General features: G+C 43.0%; 13 protein-coding genes and 2 tRNA genes. 12 read left to right on the top strand and 3 right to left on the bottom strand.

Features of this window, described 5'->3' with window-relative positions:
* The first annotated feature begins 37 nt into the window (after positions 1-37).
* The 8 genes from HMPREF0373_RS08095 to HMPREF0373_RS17160 all read left to right on the top strand — a co-directional run bounded on the left by HMPREF0373_RS08095 (position 38) and on the right by HMPREF0373_RS17160 (position 5,865).
* Positions 38-110, top strand: a tRNA-Thr gene (locus HMPREF0373_RS08095).
* Between the two features lie 108 nt (positions 111-218).
* Positions 219-593: a hypothetical protein gene (locus HMPREF0373_RS08090; RefSeq protein ID WP_022036643.1), complete on the top strand. Its 375-nt coding sequence runs from the start codon at positions 219-221 to the stop codon at positions 591-593.
* A gap of 4 nt (positions 594-597) precedes the next feature.
* Positions 598-1,479, top strand: a complete 882-nt coding sequence (locus HMPREF0373_RS08085) for a LysR family transcriptional regulator (protein ID WP_021739195.1) — start codon at positions 598-600, stop codon at positions 1,477-1,479.
* 93 nt (positions 1,480-1,572) lie between these two features.
* Complete coding sequence (locus tag HMPREF0373_RS08080; protein WP_021739194.1) at positions 1,573-2,973, top strand: LVIVD repeat-containing protein; 1,401 nt, start codon at positions 1,573-1,575, stop codon at positions 2,971-2,973.
* Between the two features lie 138 nt (positions 2,974-3,111).
* Entirely contained in the window at positions 3,112-4,380 is a 1,269-nt protein-coding gene (locus HMPREF0373_RS08075) for a diaminopimelate decarboxylase (RefSeq protein WP_022036645.1), read from the top strand.
* 87 nt (positions 4,381-4,467) lie between these two features.
* Positions 4,468-4,549 (top strand) — tRNA-Leu (locus HMPREF0373_RS08070).
* A 95-nt stretch (positions 4,550-4,644) separates the two neighbouring features.
* The gene (locus HMPREF0373_RS08065) at positions 4,645-5,046 is read left to right on the top strand and encodes a BlaI/MecI/CopY family transcriptional regulator (protein ID WP_021739192.1); all 402 of its coding nucleotides are present in this window, start codon (positions 4,645-4,647) and stop codon (positions 5,044-5,046) included.
* A 126-nt stretch (positions 5,047-5,172) separates the two neighbouring features.
* The gene (locus tag HMPREF0373_RS17160; protein ID WP_021739191.1) at positions 5,173-5,865 is read left to right on the top strand and encodes a hypothetical protein; all 693 of its coding nucleotides are present in this window, start codon (positions 5,173-5,175) and stop codon (positions 5,863-5,865) included.
* Positions 5,866-5,995: 130 nt separating this feature from the next.
* Here HMPREF0373_RS17160 and HMPREF0373_RS08055 read toward each other — a convergent pair whose 3' ends face one another.
* A complete protein-coding gene (locus HMPREF0373_RS08055; RefSeq protein WP_021739190.1) occupies positions 5,996-7,096 on the bottom strand; it encodes a prephenate dehydrogenase in 1,101 nt (366 codons plus the stop codon).
* A gap of 370 nt (positions 7,097-7,466) precedes the next feature.
* Between HMPREF0373_RS08055 and HMPREF0373_RS08050 the strand changes: the two genes are divergently transcribed.
* The 3 genes from HMPREF0373_RS08050 to HMPREF0373_RS08040 all read left to right on the top strand — a co-directional run bounded on the left by HMPREF0373_RS08050 (position 7,467) and on the right by HMPREF0373_RS08040 (position 13,286).
* On the top strand, positions 7,467-9,536 hold the full coding sequence (locus HMPREF0373_RS08050) for an elongation factor G (protein WP_021739188.1): 2,070 nt from the start codon (positions 7,467-7,469) through the stop codon (positions 9,534-9,536).
* Between the two features lie 195 nt (positions 9,537-9,731).
* Entirely contained in the window at positions 9,732-12,143 is a 2,412-nt protein-coding gene (gene leuS / locus HMPREF0373_RS08045) for a leucine--tRNA ligase (protein ID WP_044963470.1), read from the top strand.
* An 87-nt stretch (positions 12,144-12,230) separates the two neighbouring features.
* Positions 12,231-13,286 carry an endonuclease/exonuclease/phosphatase family protein gene (locus HMPREF0373_RS08040; protein WP_044963468.1) on the top strand — a complete coding sequence of 352 codons (1,056 nt, stop codon included), beginning with the start codon at positions 12,231-12,233 and terminating at the stop codon, positions 13,284-13,286.
* Between the two features lie 208 nt (positions 13,287-13,494).
* Here HMPREF0373_RS08040 and HMPREF0373_RS08035 read toward each other — a convergent pair whose 3' ends face one another.
* Positions 13,495-14,826: an MATE family efflux transporter gene (locus HMPREF0373_RS08035; protein WP_044963466.1), complete on the bottom strand. Its 1,332-nt coding sequence runs from the start codon at positions 14,824-14,826 to the stop codon at positions 13,495-13,497.
* A gap of 347 nt (positions 14,827-15,173) precedes the next feature.
* Here HMPREF0373_RS08035 and lgt point away from each other — a divergent pair, with 347 nt between their 5' ends.
* On the top strand, positions 15,174-15,941 hold the full coding sequence (gene lgt, locus HMPREF0373_RS08030; RefSeq protein WP_021739184.1) for a prolipoprotein diacylglyceryl transferase: 768 nt from the start codon (positions 15,174-15,176) through the stop codon (positions 15,939-15,941).
* A gap of 44 nt (positions 15,942-15,985) precedes the next feature.
* On the opposite strand, the gene HMPREF0373_RS08025 is transcribed toward lgt, so the two are convergent.
* Positions 15,986-16,516 (bottom strand): TetR/AcrR family transcriptional regulator, encoded by a 531-nt coding sequence (locus HMPREF0373_RS08025; protein ID WP_044963464.1) that lies wholly within the window; start codon positions 16,514-16,516, stop codon positions 15,986-15,988.
* Positions 16,517-16,698: the final 182 nt, after the last annotated feature.

Raw genomic sequence — 16,698 nt, 5'->3', positions numbered from 1 at the left:
ATTTATCAAGTCGGTAATCACTGAGATTACGGAGCAGGCTGCCGTGGCACAGTAGGTAGCGCACCTCATTGGTAGTGAGGAGGTCACGGGTTCGATTCCCGTCGGTAGCTTTTGAACCGGAAACTGTAGAATGCAGTTTCCGGTTTTTTGTTTGTTCGGAAATTCCGATGAATTTCCGAACCTTCTATTAGTTAATGCAGGATGACAGGAGAAAAAGAATGGCAGTAGATATTGATAAAATGACAAATGTACTGGTAGTTTATAATACAGAAGACGCAGAGGAAGTGGAAGTGCGTCTTCGTATGGAAAAAATTGTCTGCGCACGAAAGAAAATCGGATCCGGAAAACATGGGAATTTTCTGCTGGCGATGAATAATTTCGGCGAGGAAATCTATGTCAATCCGGAAGAAGAGACAGCGGCACGTGCTGTGATCGAGGACTGGCGCAGAGAAAAAAAAGAGGAGCGGGAAAAGGCAGCCACAGTGCCGCAGTCAGAAGCAGCAGAAAAAGGGAATAAAATGCTGTTGCCGCGCGTGATTGCAGGAATTGCACTTGTGATCATCGTTGCCTTATATATTTCTCATTTGAGATAAGGCAATGAATGATCTGCAGATAGAATATTTTCTGGCAGCAGCAAGAAATATGAGTTTTTCCAGAGCGGCACAGGAATTGTTTGTATCACAGCCTGCCATCAGCCGGCAGATCCTGGCACTGGAACAAGAACTGGGCTGCCCGCTTTTTGAGCGGCTGAACCGCGGAATCATGCTGACAGCAAACGGTGAGATGTTCTACGATTTTTTTGAACGGTATCGTGGGGAACTGTTTGATCTGAAACTCCGGGCAAAGCTGTCGCTGGAAAACAAAAAACAGGTGTTACATCTTGGTGTATTGAATAACTGGAATATCTCTGAAATTTTGCTTCCTGTGCTGAAAGAGTTTTCGCAGGAATTTCCAAATGTCAAGGTAGAAGTTAATAGTTATGAGCCTCGTAGTTCCCAGGAGGCTTTGCAGAGTGGCAAAGAAGATGTCATTGTCACCATAGAACCGAAAATCTTAAATATCCAGGGAATTTTACACGCCAAAGTTGCTGATCTTCCCCGGGTGCTGCTCTACAATACGGCCAATGCACCACACCAGGGCGAACTGACTCCCTATGATTTCAGGGGGGAAGAGTTTTTAACGGTGGCGGGAGAGGATAACGATTATGTGACAGATCTGATTCGGAGTGTGTGCAAACCTTATGGATTCACACCGAAGATCCAACCGGTACACAGTACAGATGCAATGATCATGGGGGTACAGTGTGGTCTCGGGGTAGCGGTGACGGATAGCTGGAGCCGGGCACTGGATACCCCCGGATTCGCGTATCTGCCACTGGAATCCACGCATCCGCTGAGTCTGGTATGGCGGAATGAGCACAGGGATCCTGCCATCCGCAGATTTGTGACAATATTGAAAAAAACGATTCACAATGCATAACAAAATGGTTATAACAAACGGCTCATTTTTTTATTTGACGTATGAAAAAGATTAGATTAGAATAAAATCATCAAGAAAAAAGGAGACGTAATTATGGCAGACAAATTTTATGCCAAGGGACCGGGAAATAACGGATATATCAAAAACCTGGAAGTTCTCGATTTCAACCCTTGGAATGGTAAAAGCGGTGTTTTCCAGATGCAGGTATACAAGACTGCAGAAGGAAAATATTATCTGTATGGTTCCTGCTTTGGCGGCAGCCAGAATGGTGTTCTGATCGCAGACATTACAGATCCGGAACATACAAGATTTGTAAAACATCTGCAGCTGTTAGATCCGGAAGAATATCCGACTACCTCTACCCCTAAGGTCCAGGTAGCTGATGATCTTCTGATCTGTGCAATGACAGCCGGTTCAGGTCCGGGTGCCTTAGTTGAGCAGAGCGAGCTTATGAACATGAAATGTCAGGCCGGTATCCAGATCTGGAGCCTGAAAGAAGATCCGGAGAATCCGAAATATCTGGGTTACTGGGATTGTGGGGTACCACATTCCATCGGTGTTCATCGTTTCATGTATAACGGAGGTCCTTATGTATATCTTTCCTGCGAATCCGAGCGTTTTGAAGGAATGATCATGCGTATTGTAGATATTTCTGATCCGACCAATCCACATGAAGTTGGTAACTGGTGGGCACCTCATCAGTTCGTAGACGGATATCCTTGCAGAACAGTAGATCATCATGCAGGACATGTTCCGTCCTTCATGGATAAAGGATGGATGCATGGACCGCCATTCAGACGTGATGACGGAATTATGTTCTGTGGTTACGGCGGAGATGGTCTGTATGTTCTGGATGCAACAGACGTTACCCGTCCACATCTGTTAGGACAGTTAAAATTTATGCCGGCATTCTCAAGCCATCTGGCAGGAGCACGTACTCATACAGCATTACCGCTGCCGGGTCGTGATCTTTGTGTTGTTACAAACGAGGGCGAGAGATTCCAGTTCTTCCCGGAAGGATCCATCAAAGAAGCACAGGCTATGAATAACCTTCATATGGTTGATGTCAGTGATCCGACACATCCGACTCTGATTGCAGAGTTCCCGTATCCGGAAGTACCGGAAGATTTCCCGTATCCGAACTTCAATGTAATGAACCTTGGATGCCAGGGACCGTTCGGACCGCATAATCTGCATGAGCCGATGAGCAACAAGCCATGGCTGGAGCAGAGAGGCGACAGAGTATACTGCTGTTACTTTGCTGCAGGATTGCGTATCTATGATGTATCCGATCCTTATTACATCAAAGAACTTGCATACTTTATTCCGCCAAATCCGAATAAAAAACCGGAAGACTCCTTCTTCCCGGGATTACCGGGTCCGCGTAATGCAATGACAGAAGATTGCTGCGTAGATGACAGAGGATATATCTATGTAACCTGCTTTGACGATGGTTTCTATGTATTAAAGAGAACCGGAGCAGCAGACAATTAAGAAATGCTGAAAGCTAGACGTTAAGACAAAAAACAGCCCATTGTCAGGAGAAAATCCTGACGACGGGTTGTTTTTTTTTGTTCTTTTGTGTATGATGTAGAACGAGAGAAAAAAGTGATACGACAAGGAGAAATTAAAATGAAAAAAGAACCATTTGTTACCAAAGAGCAGATCGAAGAGATTGTAAAATCTTATCCGACTCCTTTCCATTTATATGATGAAAAAGGAATCCGTGAAAATGCAAAGGCTGTGAAAGAGGCATTTGCATGGAATCCGGGGTTTCGTGAGTATTTTGCTGTAAAAGCTACACCGAACCCATTTCTGTTAAATATTTTAAGAGAGTACGGATGTGGTGCTGACTGTTCTTCGATGACAGAGCTGATGCTTGCCCATGAACTTGGCATGTCCGGTGAGGAGATCATGTTTTCCTCCAATGATACACCGGCAGAAGAGTTTGTATATGCAAATGAGATTGGTGCGACGATCAATCTGGATGATTTTACCCATATTGATTTTCTGGAGAAAACGATCGGTGCGTTTCCAAAGACCATGAGTCTGCGTTATAATCCGGGCGGAGTGTATACATTGAGCAATGGTATCATGGATAACCCTGGTGATGCAAAATACGGATTTACAAAAGAGCAGCTTTTTGAGGGATATAAACTTTTGAAAGAAAAAGGAGTGGAGCGTTTCGGTATCCATGCATTCCTCGTAAGTAATACGGTTACCAATGATTATTATCCAACACTTGCACGTACATTATTTGAACTGTGTGTTGAAATCAAAGAGAAACTGGGTATCAAGATCAGTTTTATCAATCTGTCCGGTGGTGTAGGAATCGCATATAAACCGGATCAGGTTCCGAATGATATCCGTGTGATCGGTGCAGGGGTACAGAAGGTATACGAAGAAGTGCTCGTTCCGGCTGATATGGGTGATGTAGCAATCTATACAGAGATGGGAAGATTTATGATGGGACCATATGGCTGCCTCGTGACAAAAGCAATCCATGAGAAACACACATACAAAGAGTATATCGGTGTGGATGCCTGCGCTGCAAACCTGATGCGTCCGGCAATCTATGGAGCATATCATCACATTACCGTGGCAGGTAAAGAAGATGCACCTTGCAACCACAAGTATGATGTGGTAGGTTCTCTTTGCGAGAACTGTGATAAATTCGCAGTAGACCGTATGCTTCCGAAGATTGACATGGGTGATTATCTGGTGATCCATGATACAGGAGCACATGGTTATTCTATGGGATATAATTACAACGGACGCCTCCGCTCGGCAGAAATACTGTTGAAAGAAGATGGCGGCGCGCAGCTGATTCGTCGTGCCGAGACACCGAAGGACTATTTTGCAACTTTTGACTGTTTTGACATTATCAAAGGACTGGTATAAAAAAGTAACAAAGAAAAGATAAATTTTTCTTGCAATTTGCATATCTGTATGATATGATTAATGTGTTCGGTAAAAACCGAACACCATGCCGCTGTGGCGGAATTGGCAGACGCACTTGACTCAAAATCAAGCGGGTAACTCCGTGCCGGTTCGAGTCCGGCCAGCGGCATTTGAGAAGCAGGAAAGTGTATCGCTTTCCTGTTTTTTGTAATAAAGAAAAATTTACTTAATGCAAAGAGCATAAAACGCAAGGGGGCGACAGCAATGATTGATAGAACAAACAGATATTATTTGACAACAGCGGAAATGCTTGTGATGCGTGCTATCTGGCTCGCAGATCATGATATGGTTTTAAGTGAAGTAGTAAAAGCTTGCAATGCAGTGTATGAAAAGAACTGGAAACCTCAGACGGTAAGTACTTACCTGAGTCATCTGGTTCAGAAAGAGTTCTTACGAATGGATCGTAATGGTAAGATTTACAGTTATCATCCGATTGTAAAGGCGCAGGAATATATGAAATATGATGTACAGAACTTTGTAGAGTTCTGGGGGCTGACACCGGCGGAGATGATGAAAAATTATCTTGCAATCCGTGGATCATCCAAGGAAGAGCGTGATGAACTTCGTGCCAGCATTGCGAAAATGGAAGAAGAACAGTCAAAATAAATATCGTATAAATGGAGATAAAAGTCAGGAAATGGAGCGTTTCTTGACTTTTTCTATCTATACAAGTAAAATATAATGGAGATTTTGACCAAAATATTACTTTGAAAGAAAGGCAGACTAAAAAGAATGAAAAAATTGATCGTGGGGTTATTAATGACAGCGATGATCTGTTCTCTGGCGGCCTGTGGTGGAAAGAATCAGAGCAGTGCAGGAACGGATACATCTGCAGTAGGAGAAACAGCAGAGAATGCAGACAGCAGTGCATCGTCGGAGGATGTTGTTGCTTATCAGGCAGGAACCTGGGATGGTGTTACTTATACAAATACAAGTCTTGGTATGTGCCTGACACTTCCGGATGGCTGGCAGATCGGTACACAGGAGCAGATTGATGCTGTGGAAAGTGCCGGACAGCAGGTGACAGGCAATACAGATAATATGGGTGATACCAGCAGTTATGAATTCTATATTTATAATCCAAATACCGGATCTACGATTGCAATGATGACAGAGGATCTGACGATGTTTGGTGAAGTGACAGCTCAGGAGTACGCAAATACACTTGCCGGGCAACTGATGAGTTATTCCGATCAGGGTATTACTTACAATTTTAATGGTATTACAGACAGTGTCATTGGTACGAGCCCGTTTGTATCTTTCGCCGGTATGGCGGAATATCAGGGCAGCTATATTTACCAGTATTATGCAGTGACGGAAAATGGCGGACGGATGATTACAATCATTGCCACAGGACCGGCAGAAGCAGGGCAGGCAGAATGTGAAGCTGTTCTGTCATCTATCCAGCCGCTTCCACAAAATTAAAAAGGACACAGGTATTGGAGCAAGTAAAGCAGACATTCGCAATCCGCAAACAGACCAGTTTCAGAAGAACGATCCATAGGGGTGGGTATCGTTCTTCCTGAAACTGGTCTGTTTTTTGAAAAAAGAAAAATTATTTCTCATACACGGTGTAGTGATATTTGCGTAACAGTTCTACTGCGTGATCATAAGCATCACTATCGTAAAATTCCACCTGAAGAACACCCTGTTGGAACTCGCGGTTATGGATGATGCCGATGTTCTTGATACTGATGTTGTTGGAAGCCAGGATCGTAGCAATGGTGGCGATTCCGCCTGCTTCATCAATCAGATCACAGAACAGCTGGTAAACCGGGCGGATCGGACCACGATGCGAGATGTTGAAAGAATCACGGTATTCTTTGGCAGAACTGAAAAATTCTTTGATCTCTTCCGGGTGACTTTCTGCTATGGTGTTTCTGGTTTCCTTCAGTGCATTGACATAGGTATCGATTAGTTCCAGAATCTGATTGCGGTTTGCCAGACAGATGTTTTCCCACATGGTAGGATCGGAAGATGCCACGCGGGTGATATCTTTGAATCCACCGGCTGCAATCGTACGAAGTGTCTCATCAGAGTCATCCAGATTTTTTACCAGATTGACCAGTGTAGAGGCTATGACCGTAGGAAGATGGCTGATGGAACCGACAGAAAAATCATGTTTTTTATAATCCAGAATCAATGGAACCGCACCGATCGATGTCACAAAATGCTCGAATTCATCAACTTTCTGGGGAGAAACAGTGTGTGTCGGGGTCAGAATATAATATGCATTTTCCAGCATATATGCAGTGGAATACTCATAGCCTACATGCTCCGTTCCGCACATAGGATGACCGCCGATAAAATGTCGTTCCAGATCCGGAAATTTCTGAATCTGTTCGTGGATGCCGGTCTTGACACTGCCGACATCAGTTAAAAGCATATCATCATGCAGAATGCCGGATAATTCCCGGACATAGTCTGCATTGTCGAGAACCGGGGCACATAGATAGATATAATTACAATCGGAAAATCCTTTGCCAACCTGATCCAGTGCTTCACTGATCACACCTTCCTGTAATGCGGTGTCCAGAGTGGCACGGCAGGTGTCATAGGCGACGATCTGAATATCCGGATAGATGCGATGCACCGTCTTTGCAACAGAACCGCCGATATGCCCCAGGCCGATAAAGCCGATTTTTTCTGGAATCATAATGTACCCTCCCTTATCATTTCATATACGCTCGGAATCTTTCGAAAACGAGCCCTTTATTTAAAAACTATGATCCATATCGTTCGCTCAGCGAACTCTTTTGCCATGATAACGCATTTATATAAAAAAGTCAACACTTTAAAGCGTAAAAGTAAATAAGAAAAAAAACAGAAGACGGGTAAGGTGATGTTGAAAAAGTCTGATAGAGGATATCGCTCTGAAAGCAGATCTTGTTCAGAGAATTTCCGGAAAGCGAAGTAATTGCAAGATAATATGGATGAAACTTGTGCATTTTTTATAAAAAGGTTGCAAAAACAAGAAAAGTTTAGTAAAATATAACCATACTTTTTTATGTATTGGAGGAAATGACATGAATGTTTATACTACTGACAAAATCCGCAACGTAGTTTTACTGGGACATGGGGGTTCCGGAAAGACAACAATAGTTGAAGCTATGGCTTACCTTTCCGGAATTACCAATCGTATGGGAACAGTCACAGATGGCAATACCATCAGTGATTATGATAAAGAAGAGATAAAACGTGGTTTTTCCATCAGCACATCTGTGGTTCCGATCGAGTGGAGAGAAACCAAGATCAATCTGCTGGATACACCGGGTTTTTTCGATTTTGTCGGTGAAGTAGAAGAGGCAGCAGCTGCAGCCGATGCGGCGATTATTGTGGTAAATGGCAAAGCCGGCGTGGAAGTTGGTACACAGAAAGCATGGGATATCTGTGAGAAGTATAACCTTCCGCGTATGATCTGGGTTACGAATATGGATGATGACAACGCAAGCTTCCGTCAGGTAGTCGTAGATCTGCAGGAATTATATGGAAAGAAGATAGCACCGCTGCATTTACCAATTCGTGAGAACGGACAGTTTGTTGGCTACGTCAATGTCATTCAGATGAAAGCAAAACGCTGGAAAGAAGACGGAACCGTAGACAAGACGGATGTGCCGGATTACTCTTTTGAAAATCTGGAAATCTGTCGTGAGGCACTGTTGGAGTCTGTGGCAGAAACAAGTGAAGAATATATGGACCGTTATTTTTCCGGTGATACGTTCTCTGAGAACGAGATCCGTCAGGTTTTACATACCAATGTATGTGACGGCAGTATGGTTCCGATTTCCATGGCTTCCGGTACAATGGCAAAAGGTATCTACACCTTGTTGGATGATATTGTAAAATATCTTCCAAGCCCGGAGAAAAAACAGTGCAAAGCTATCAATATCAAGACAAATGAAGTATATGATGCAGACTTTAATTTTGCAAAAGCAAAGAGTGCGTATGTTTTCAAGACCATTGTGGATCCGTTTATCGGAAAATATTCTCTGATCAAGGTGACATCCGGTGTAATCAAGACAGATGATGTGATGTACAATGAAGAACATGGCATGGACGACAAAATCGGTAAACTGTATGTACTGCGCGGGAACAAACCGGAAGAAGTACCGGAGCTGCACGCCGGTGATATCGGAGCACTTGCAAAATTAAATAAGGTAGCGACAACCGATACACTGTCCACAAAGGCAACACCATTGACCTTTATCAAGACAGCGGTATCCAAACCATATACATACATGAGCTACAAACCGGTAAACAAAGCTGATGTAGATAAAGTATCTCAGGCATTGCAGAAGATGATGCAGGAAGATCTGACACTGAAAGCAGTCAACGACAGTGAGAATCATCAGTCTCTGTTGTATGCGATCGGAGATCAGCAGCTGGATGTGGTCGTAAGCAAATTAAAAGAAAAATACAAAGTAGAGATTACGTTAGAACAGCCAAAAGTTGCTTTCCGTGAAACTATCCGCAAGAAAGCTGATGTAGAGTACAAATATAAAAAACAGTCCGGTGGACACGGACAGTATGGCCATGTTAAGATGACATTTGAGCCATCCGGCAATCTGGAAGAAGCATATGAATTTGATCAGATTGTAGTAGGAGGTGCTGTTCCGAAAAACTACTTCCCGGCAGTAGAAAAAGGTATTCAGGAATCCGTAGAGCGCGGACCGCTGGCAGGCTATCCGGTTGTAGGTGTAAAGGCTGTATTATACGATGGATCTTATCATCCGGTAGATTCCTCTGAGATGGCATTCAAGACAGCTGCAATTCAGGCTTTCAAGAAAGGATTTATGGATGCTTCCCCAGTTTTATTAGAGCCGATCGCTTCAGTAAAAGTGTTAGTACCGGACAAATACACCGGTGACATTATGGGAGATTTAAATAAACGTCGTGGTCGTGTACTTGGAATGAATCCGGTAGAGGGCGGCAAGCAGGAAATTGTTGCAGATGTACCAATGTCTTCATTATTTGGCTACAATACAGATCTTCGTTCCATGACCGGCGGCAGCGGAACTTATGAGTATGAGTTCTCACGTTATGAGCAGGCTCCGTCTGATGTACAGGAGAAAGAAGTGGCTGCAAGAGCAGAATAAAACTAAATATGAGAAAACGGAAGATTTTACCTCTACAGCTAACAATCGTCTGCAGAGGCAAAATCTTCCGTTTTTTTCGCTTTAGCAATGCAAATTTTCCTATGCCAACCTTGACAAATGCAGTGGTTGTGTTAAAATTTCTACAGACTATGTCCACGCAAGAGAAAGAAGGACAATCTGTTAGGAGGAATGAAAATGGCTGTACCGTACAATCACAGAGAGATTGAACAGAAATGGCGCAAAATCTGGGAAGAACACCCGGTTAATGTAAATGATGGTAAAAAACCGAAATACTACTGTCTGGACATGTTTCCGTATCCGTCAGGAAATGGTCTGCATGTCGGACACTGGAGAGGATACGTTATCTCCGATGTCTGGAGCAGATACAAAATGCTCAATGGATATTATCTGATTCATCCGATGGGATGGGATGCATTCGGACTTCCGGCTGAGAACTACGCAATCAAGATGGGCGTACATCCGGAGAAATCCACAGCAGAGAATATTGCAAATATCAAACGTCAGATCAAAGAAATCGCTGCTGTTTATGACTGGGATATGGAAGTAAACACAACCGATCCGAATTTTTATAAATGGACACAGTGGATTTTTGTGAAAATGTTCAAAGCAGGTCTTGCTTATCAGAAAGAGATGCCGATCAACTGGTGTCCGTCCTGTAAGACAGGTCTTGCAAATGAGGAAGTTGTAAATGGTAAATGTGAGCGTTGCGGCGCTGATGTTACGAAGAAAAACCTGAACCAGTGGATGTTAAAAATCACAGCATATGCTGACCGTTTGTTGGATGACCTTGACAAGCTTGACTGGCCGGAAAAAGTGAAAAAGATGCAGACTGACTGGATCGGTAAGAGCTACGGTGCTGAAGTTAACTTCAAGGTTGAGAATACAGATAAAGAAATCACCGTATATACGACAAGACCGGATACTTTGCACGGTGCTACATTTATGGTCCTGGCTCCGGAGCATGCAATGGCAAAAGAGCTTGCAAACGATGAGACAAGAACAGCAGTAGAAGATTATATTTATCAGTCTTCTCTGAAATCTTCCGTAGACCGTCTGCAGGACAAAGAGAAAACAGGTGTATTTACCGGAAGCTATGCTATCAACCCGATCAATGGTGCAAAAGTACCGATCTGGCTGTCTGATTATGTATTAGCTGATTATGGTACCGGTGCGATCATGTGTGTTCCGGCGCATGATGATCGTGACTTCGAATTTGCAACCAAATTCAATATCCCGATTATTCAGGTTATCGCAAAAGATGGCAAAGAAATTGAAAATATGACAGAAGCTTACACAGATGCCAAAGGTACCATGATCAATTCCGGTGAGTGGAATGGTATGGAATCTTCCGTACTGAAGAAAGAAGCTCCGCATATTATCGAGGAGATGGGTATTGGAAAAGCTACCACAAACTACAAACTGAGAGACTGGGTATTTTCCCGTCAGCGTTACTGGGGTGAGCCGATTCCGATTATTCATTGTCCGGACTGCGGACCTGTTCCGGTTCCGGAAGAAGAACTTCCGCTGTTATTACCAGAGGTTGAGTCCTATCAGCCGACAGGTACCGGTGAGTCTCCGTTGGCAGACATTACAGATTGGGTAAATACAACCTGCCCATGCTGTGGAAAACCTGCAAAACGTGAGACAAATACCATGCCGCAGTGGGCAGGATCTTCCTGGTATTTCCTTCGTTATGTAGATAACAAAAATGAGAATGAGCTGGTTTCCAGAGAAAAAGCAGACAAATATCTGCCGGTTGATATGTATATCGGTGGTGTTGAACATGCGGTACTGCATCTGCTTTACTCCAGATTCTATACAAAATTCCTGTGTGACATCGGTGTGATCGACTTTGACGAGCCGTTCCATAAACTGTTCAACCAGGGTATGATCACAGGTAAAAACGGTATCAAGATGAGCAAATCGAAAGGAAACGTAATCTCACCGGATGATCTGGTACGTGATTACGGCTGTGATTCACTGAGACTTTACGAACTGTTTGTAGGACCACCGGAACTGGATTCTGAGTGGGATGACAGAGGAATCGATGGTGTATATCGTTTCATCACACGTTTCTGGAAATTGATCCTGGATAACAAGGATGCTGATGTGAAAGAGACAAAAGAACTGGTAAAAGTTCGTAACAAACTGGTTTACGACATTACCACCCGTCTGGAGAGCTTCAGCCTGAATACAGTTATCTCCGGATTCATGGAGCATAATAACAAGCTTATCGACATGGCGAAAAAAGGCGGTGTAGACAAAAAGACATTAGAGACATTTGTTATTCTGATGGCACCATTTGCTCCACATATCAGTGAGGAACTGTGGAGTCAGCTTGGACATGAAGATTCTGTGTTCCATGAGACGTGGCCAACTTATGATGAGAATGCCATGAAAGATGATGAGAAAGAACTTGCCGTTCAGATCAATGGAAAAACAAAATGCGTGGTTACGCTTCCGGCTGATGTCAGCAAAGAAGATGCTATCGCAGCAGGTAAGGCAGCACTTGGCGATAAACTGACAGGAAATGTGATCAAAGAGATTTATGTTCCGGGCAGAATTATCAATATTGTAGCCAAATAATGAAATTAGGAAAAGGCATCCGTTTTATGGATGCCTTTTTGTGAATAATGATTCGGGTGAAAAATGTTGGGAAGGAGCAGAAACATTATGAAGGGGAAAATAATATTAAAGAAGGTTGGAATTGTAATACTGTTCATTGTATTGCTTGCAGCGGCAGTACTTATTTTTTATACGGTGCGGGAATATCGTCCGAAATCCATTGAGTTTCTTAATGTGGGAAATGGAACAAAGACATTGTCTGAAGGCGACAGTTTTTCTGTCCTGACGTACAACACAGGTTATGGTGCACTAAGCAAAGATGAGGATTTTTTTATGGACGGTGGAAGTAAGGTACAGCCGGATAGTAAAAAAGTTGTAGAGACAAATCTTGCAGGTATTTCTGATATATTAAAAAATCAGGCTGCGGACTTCTATTTCCTTCAGGAAGTGGATATTGATGCAAAGCGTTCCTTCCATATCAATGAACGTGCGTATTATGAGAAGGCACTGGATATGAGCAGCATTTATGCCTGTAATTTCAAGTGTGATTTTGTGCCTTATCCGATTCCGCCGATCGGAAAAGTCGAAGCAGGTCTGGTTACAATGACAGATTATCAGGTGGAGAGTGCAAAGCGTATCAAACTGGCAGAATCTTTTTCCTGGCCGATCAAAACCTGTAATTTGAAACGCTGCATGCTGGAGACAAGGATTCCGATTGAGGGAACAGACAAAGAACTGGTGCTGATCAATTTTCATCTGGAAGCGTATGACAGTGGAGAAGGAAAGAAAATTCAGAGCCGGATGCTGGCAGATAAGTTGCAGGAAGAATACAAAGCGGGCAATTATGTGATTGCCGGTGGTGATTTTAATCAACAATTTGAAGGTGTGGATACATATGAAATCCATGATACTGACAGTTGGGTACCGGGAACTGTGTATAAAAAAGATTTGCCGGAAGGATTTGATTTTGCTGTGGCAGACAATGCGCCAACCTGCCGTCTGTTGAACGGACCATACAGTGGAAATTATGAGGATTCTCAGGTGTATGTCATTGATGGATATATCGTGTCTGATAATCTGCAGGTGGAGCAGGTAAACGTAGTTGATACTGATTTTGAGTATACGGATCATCAGCCGGTATCTTTACGGGTGACGTTACAGTAATACTGTAAAAGAATTGTGGGAGTACGAAGTACGGGACAATTCGTATGGCATCTTTTAACCCCAACATCGGATTCAAGTCGAACGCACGTGAGCCTTGGTGCGTGAATCTGGTCAGCGAAAGCTGACATATTCTTCTCAGAATCACTGCACATCCCCGCACATCTATTAAAACCCAGATAGTAAATTTTAAGCCACCCGAAAAAGGAATTTATACATAATGGTACACATGCCGTTTCCGTACGAAGAAGGTCGTCGTCACGCAGATTGCCAGTGATTCAGCGACTACGATGGAGCACCATACACCATTGATGCCGAACAGATATGGCAGCACAAGCACGGCAACAATCTGAAAGGCAAAGGTCCGTAAAAATGCGATACAGGCAGAAATCAATCCATTGTTTAAAGCGGTGAAAAATGCAGAACCGAAGATGGAAAATCCGTTCAGCAGAAAGGCCAGTGAATAGATGCGGAATCCATGTACCGTGAGTGCAAATAAGGCATCGTCATATCCGACAAAAAGGGAGGCCAGCGGTGCAGACAGAAGGTTTGCCAGGATAGCGAGGCAAACACCGGCGCAGCCTACCAGTTTCAGACTTTTGCGAAACAGATTTTTCAATTCCGTATAATTTTCAGCACCGTAATTGTATCCTATCAGCGGTGCACATCCTACGGAGTAACCAATGAACATTGCACAGAAGATAAAACTTACATACATAATGACGCCGTAAGCGGCAATTCCGTTTTCACCGGCGATACGCATGAGCTGGAAATTGTAAAGCATGTTTACCAGTGACATGGAAATGTTTGTCATGAATTCAGAAGAACCATTCGTACAGGTTTTGATCATAATTCCTAGCTGAATCCGTGTCCTGCAAAGCTGCAGTGAACTGTTGTTTTTATGTAAAAAATAGAGTAATGGAGTCAGACCGCCAATAAATTCGGAAGCGACAGTGGCAAGTGCGGCACCTGCAATACCAAGTTTTAATCCATAGACAAATACGGCATCCAGGGTCATGTTGGTCAGACCGGCACTGACGGTGATCAACAGCCCAAGTTTTGGTTTACCGGCAGTGACTAACAGACTCTGGAAGACATTTTGTAGCATGAAACAGGTCAGTGAAATCATGGAGATACGTCCGTAGAGAATACTTCCTGCCAGCATTTCACCGCGGGCCCCCAGTAATTTTGCAATTGTTGGCATGAAAATGAAACCAAGAATAGAAACGATGACGCCGCCAATCATGGTACAATATATGATCATGGAGAAATATTTCTGTGCCAGCTTAGGTTCACCTTCGCCCAGTGTTTTTGATACGATTGCATTTCCTCCGGTTCCAAGCATAAATCCGATCGCACCGAGGATCATAATGAATGGCATGATCAGATTGACGGATGCAAAAGCGGTTTTTCCGACAAAATTGGATACGAACAGTCCGTCTACGACACTGTAAATGGAAGTAAAAATCATCATGATAATAGATGGAAATACAAAGCGCAGTAGTTTTGATAATGTAAAATGATCAGAAAGCTGAATTTTCATAAAAAAGAGATCCTTTCCTAAATACTTATATACATGAACAAGCAGCAAGAATGCCGAGGGCATTCTTAGACTTATATCTGAAAATAAAAATGTTGTGAAATAATGTGCACGGGTTGTGTGTTGTGACCGGACACAGCATAGTAACCAAAATGTTATCACAGAGAAAATGAGCTGTCAATGTAAAAAACGATACAATGTATCCTGTTTATTGGAGCGTTAAATCGAAAAGCGTGTGAACAGTAACAAGTGTGTTTCAGATCAGAAAAGAGTAAGAAGAAAGAGTTGGAAAACGGAAGAAAATGGTGTAGAATAGGAAACAGATTTGAAAAAAGAGGAGCGTTTAAAAGATGAAAGTAGATTTATTTTCTATTGGCAGATTCACCGTTCATACCTATGGCGTGATGATTGCCATAGGAGTCATTTTGTGTGTGCTGATGGGATATTATAGAGCAAAACGTTACGAGATGAAGGCAGAGTCCGTGCTGGATCTGGCAATTCTCTGTGTGGTGATGGGATTTCTGGGTGCAAAAGTATTTTTTGTGATATTGAGTTGGAAACAATTTCTTGCTGATCCGCTGAGTATTTTGGGGTCTTCCGGATTTGTGGTGTATGGCGGAATTATTTTTGGTGTGGCATCGGCGCTGATTTACTGTAAAATTAAGGATATCCGTTTTTTCGCATATTTTGATCTGCTGGCACCATCTGTAGCATTGGCACAGGCCTTTGGACGGCTGGGCTGCTTTTTCGCAGGCTGCTGTTATGGTAAGGAGACGAGTTTGCCAATCGGAATTGTATTCCCGGAAAACAGTTTTGCACCGGCAGGGGTACCGTTACTGCCGACGCAGCTTTTTTCTTCCGCAGGTGATTTCCTCATTGCGTTTGTGCTGATCCGGATGACAGGAAAGATGCGTTACCATGGCGATGTGGGAGCGTTGTACCTGATGCTTTACGGAATCGGAAGATTCTGTGTGGAGTTTTTGCGTACCAATGAACAGGGTGGGCTGTTCGGGCTGACAACGGCACAGTTGATATCCATTGTATTTATGATTGTCTCCATCCTGTTATTTGCCCGAAATAAAAGAGCGGCAGACAAAGAGGATTTAATGTATATTTAGAAGGATCATTCCGAGTAAATGATGCGTATTTGTGCGGGAAGAAATTATAATAGGTTCATTGCTTCGGAAGAAATCTGACTGATAATATCAACCACTGTGGCATCTCCGTACTGCCGATTTTCAAAAAATGCATAATAACCGCCATAGACCGTGTAAGACAGCACGACATTGACGGAAGGATCCTGTTTGTACTCCGGGTGAGCATCAAACAGGATTTTTTTTAGTTGATATTCGACTTTGCGTACCAGTTCTCCGGCTCTGGTTCCGGAAAACAGGATCCGGATGATGGTATCCCTGGAGAGATAACCGAGAAACATATTTTTAGCCAGAACGGCGGGATCTTCCAGGCAGTTTTGTGGATTTGGTATGGCTTCAATGACGGAGGCAACGACATCGGTTTCTAATTGATCGCTCAGATCATAAATATCTCTATAATGAGAGTAAAAAGTTGATTTATTAATCTGAGCCTTTTCACATAATTCTTTGATGGTTATTTTTTCCAATGGTTTTTTGGAGCGAAGTTCTAAAAATGTATTGTGAATTGCAGTTTTTGTTTTTTCTATTCTGATATCCATGATCATACCTCATTTATTTGTAGCATTGTTTTTCAACAATTTTCAAAAAGCGTTGGTTTTCCAACGGATTGAAAAAGCCGTTTCTGTTCAAATAAGTTTTCTTTATTTATAATTATAATAGAATTGACATGGAAAAACAACTACAGTTGATAATTCAAGTCGAACGCACGTGAGACTTGGTG

This window comes from Eubacterium ramulus ATCC 29099 (assembly GCF_000469345.1).
Lineage (GTDB): Bacteria > Bacillota > Clostridia > Lachnospirales > Lachnospiraceae > Eubacterium_I > Eubacterium_I ramulus.
The sequence above is the reverse complement of the archived record's forward strand: the minus strand, read 5'-3'. Positions and strand labels throughout refer to the sequence as shown.

What these genes read in the sequence shown, in the direction of transcription:
- HMPREF0373_RS08050 (WP_021739188.1), top strand. Translation starts at nt 7,467, where the DNA reads ATGAATGTTTATACTACTGACAAAATCCGCAACGTAGTTTTACTGGGA.
- HMPREF0373_RS08055 (WP_021739190.1), bottom strand. Translation starts at nt 7,096, where the DNA reads ATGATTCCAGAAAAAATCGGCTTTATCGGCCTGGGGCATATCGGCGGT.
- HMPREF0373_RS08080 (WP_021739194.1), top strand. Translation starts at nt 1,573, where the DNA reads ATGGCAGACAAATTTTATGCCAAGGGACCGGGAAATAACGGATATATC.
- leuS (WP_044963470.1), top strand. Translation starts at nt 9,732, where the DNA reads ATGGCTGTACCGTACAATCACAGAGAGATTGAACAGAAATGGCGCAAA.
- HMPREF0373_RS08075 (WP_022036645.1), top strand. Translation starts at nt 3,112, where the DNA reads ATGAAAAAAGAACCATTTGTTACCAAAGAGCAGATCGAAGAGATTGTA.
- HMPREF0373_RS08065 (WP_021739192.1), top strand. Translation starts at nt 4,645, where the DNA reads ATGATTGATAGAACAAACAGATATTATTTGACAACAGCGGAAATGCTT.
- HMPREF0373_RS08025 (WP_044963464.1), bottom strand. Translation starts at nt 16,516, where the DNA reads ATGGATATCAGAATAGAAAAAACAAAAACTGCAATTCACAATACATTT.
- HMPREF0373_RS08090 (WP_022036643.1), top strand. Translation starts at nt 219, where the DNA reads ATGGCAGTAGATATTGATAAAATGACAAATGTACTGGTAGTTTATAAT.
- HMPREF0373_RS17160 (WP_021739191.1), top strand. Translation starts at nt 5,173, where the DNA reads ATGAAAAAATTGATCGTGGGGTTATTAATGACAGCGATGATCTGTTCT.
- HMPREF0373_RS08040 (WP_044963468.1), top strand. Translation starts at nt 12,231, where the DNA reads ATGAAGGGGAAAATAATATTAAAGAAGGTTGGAATTGTAATACTGTTC.
- HMPREF0373_RS08085 (WP_021739195.1), top strand. Translation starts at nt 598, where the DNA reads ATGAATGATCTGCAGATAGAATATTTTCTGGCAGCAGCAAGAAATATG.
- HMPREF0373_RS08035 (WP_044963466.1), bottom strand. Translation starts at nt 14,826, where the DNA reads ATGAAAATTCAGCTTTCTGATCATTTTACATTATCAAAACTACTGCGC.
- lgt (WP_021739184.1), top strand. Translation starts at nt 15,174, where the DNA reads ATGAAAGTAGATTTATTTTCTATTGGCAGATTCACCGTTCATACCTAT.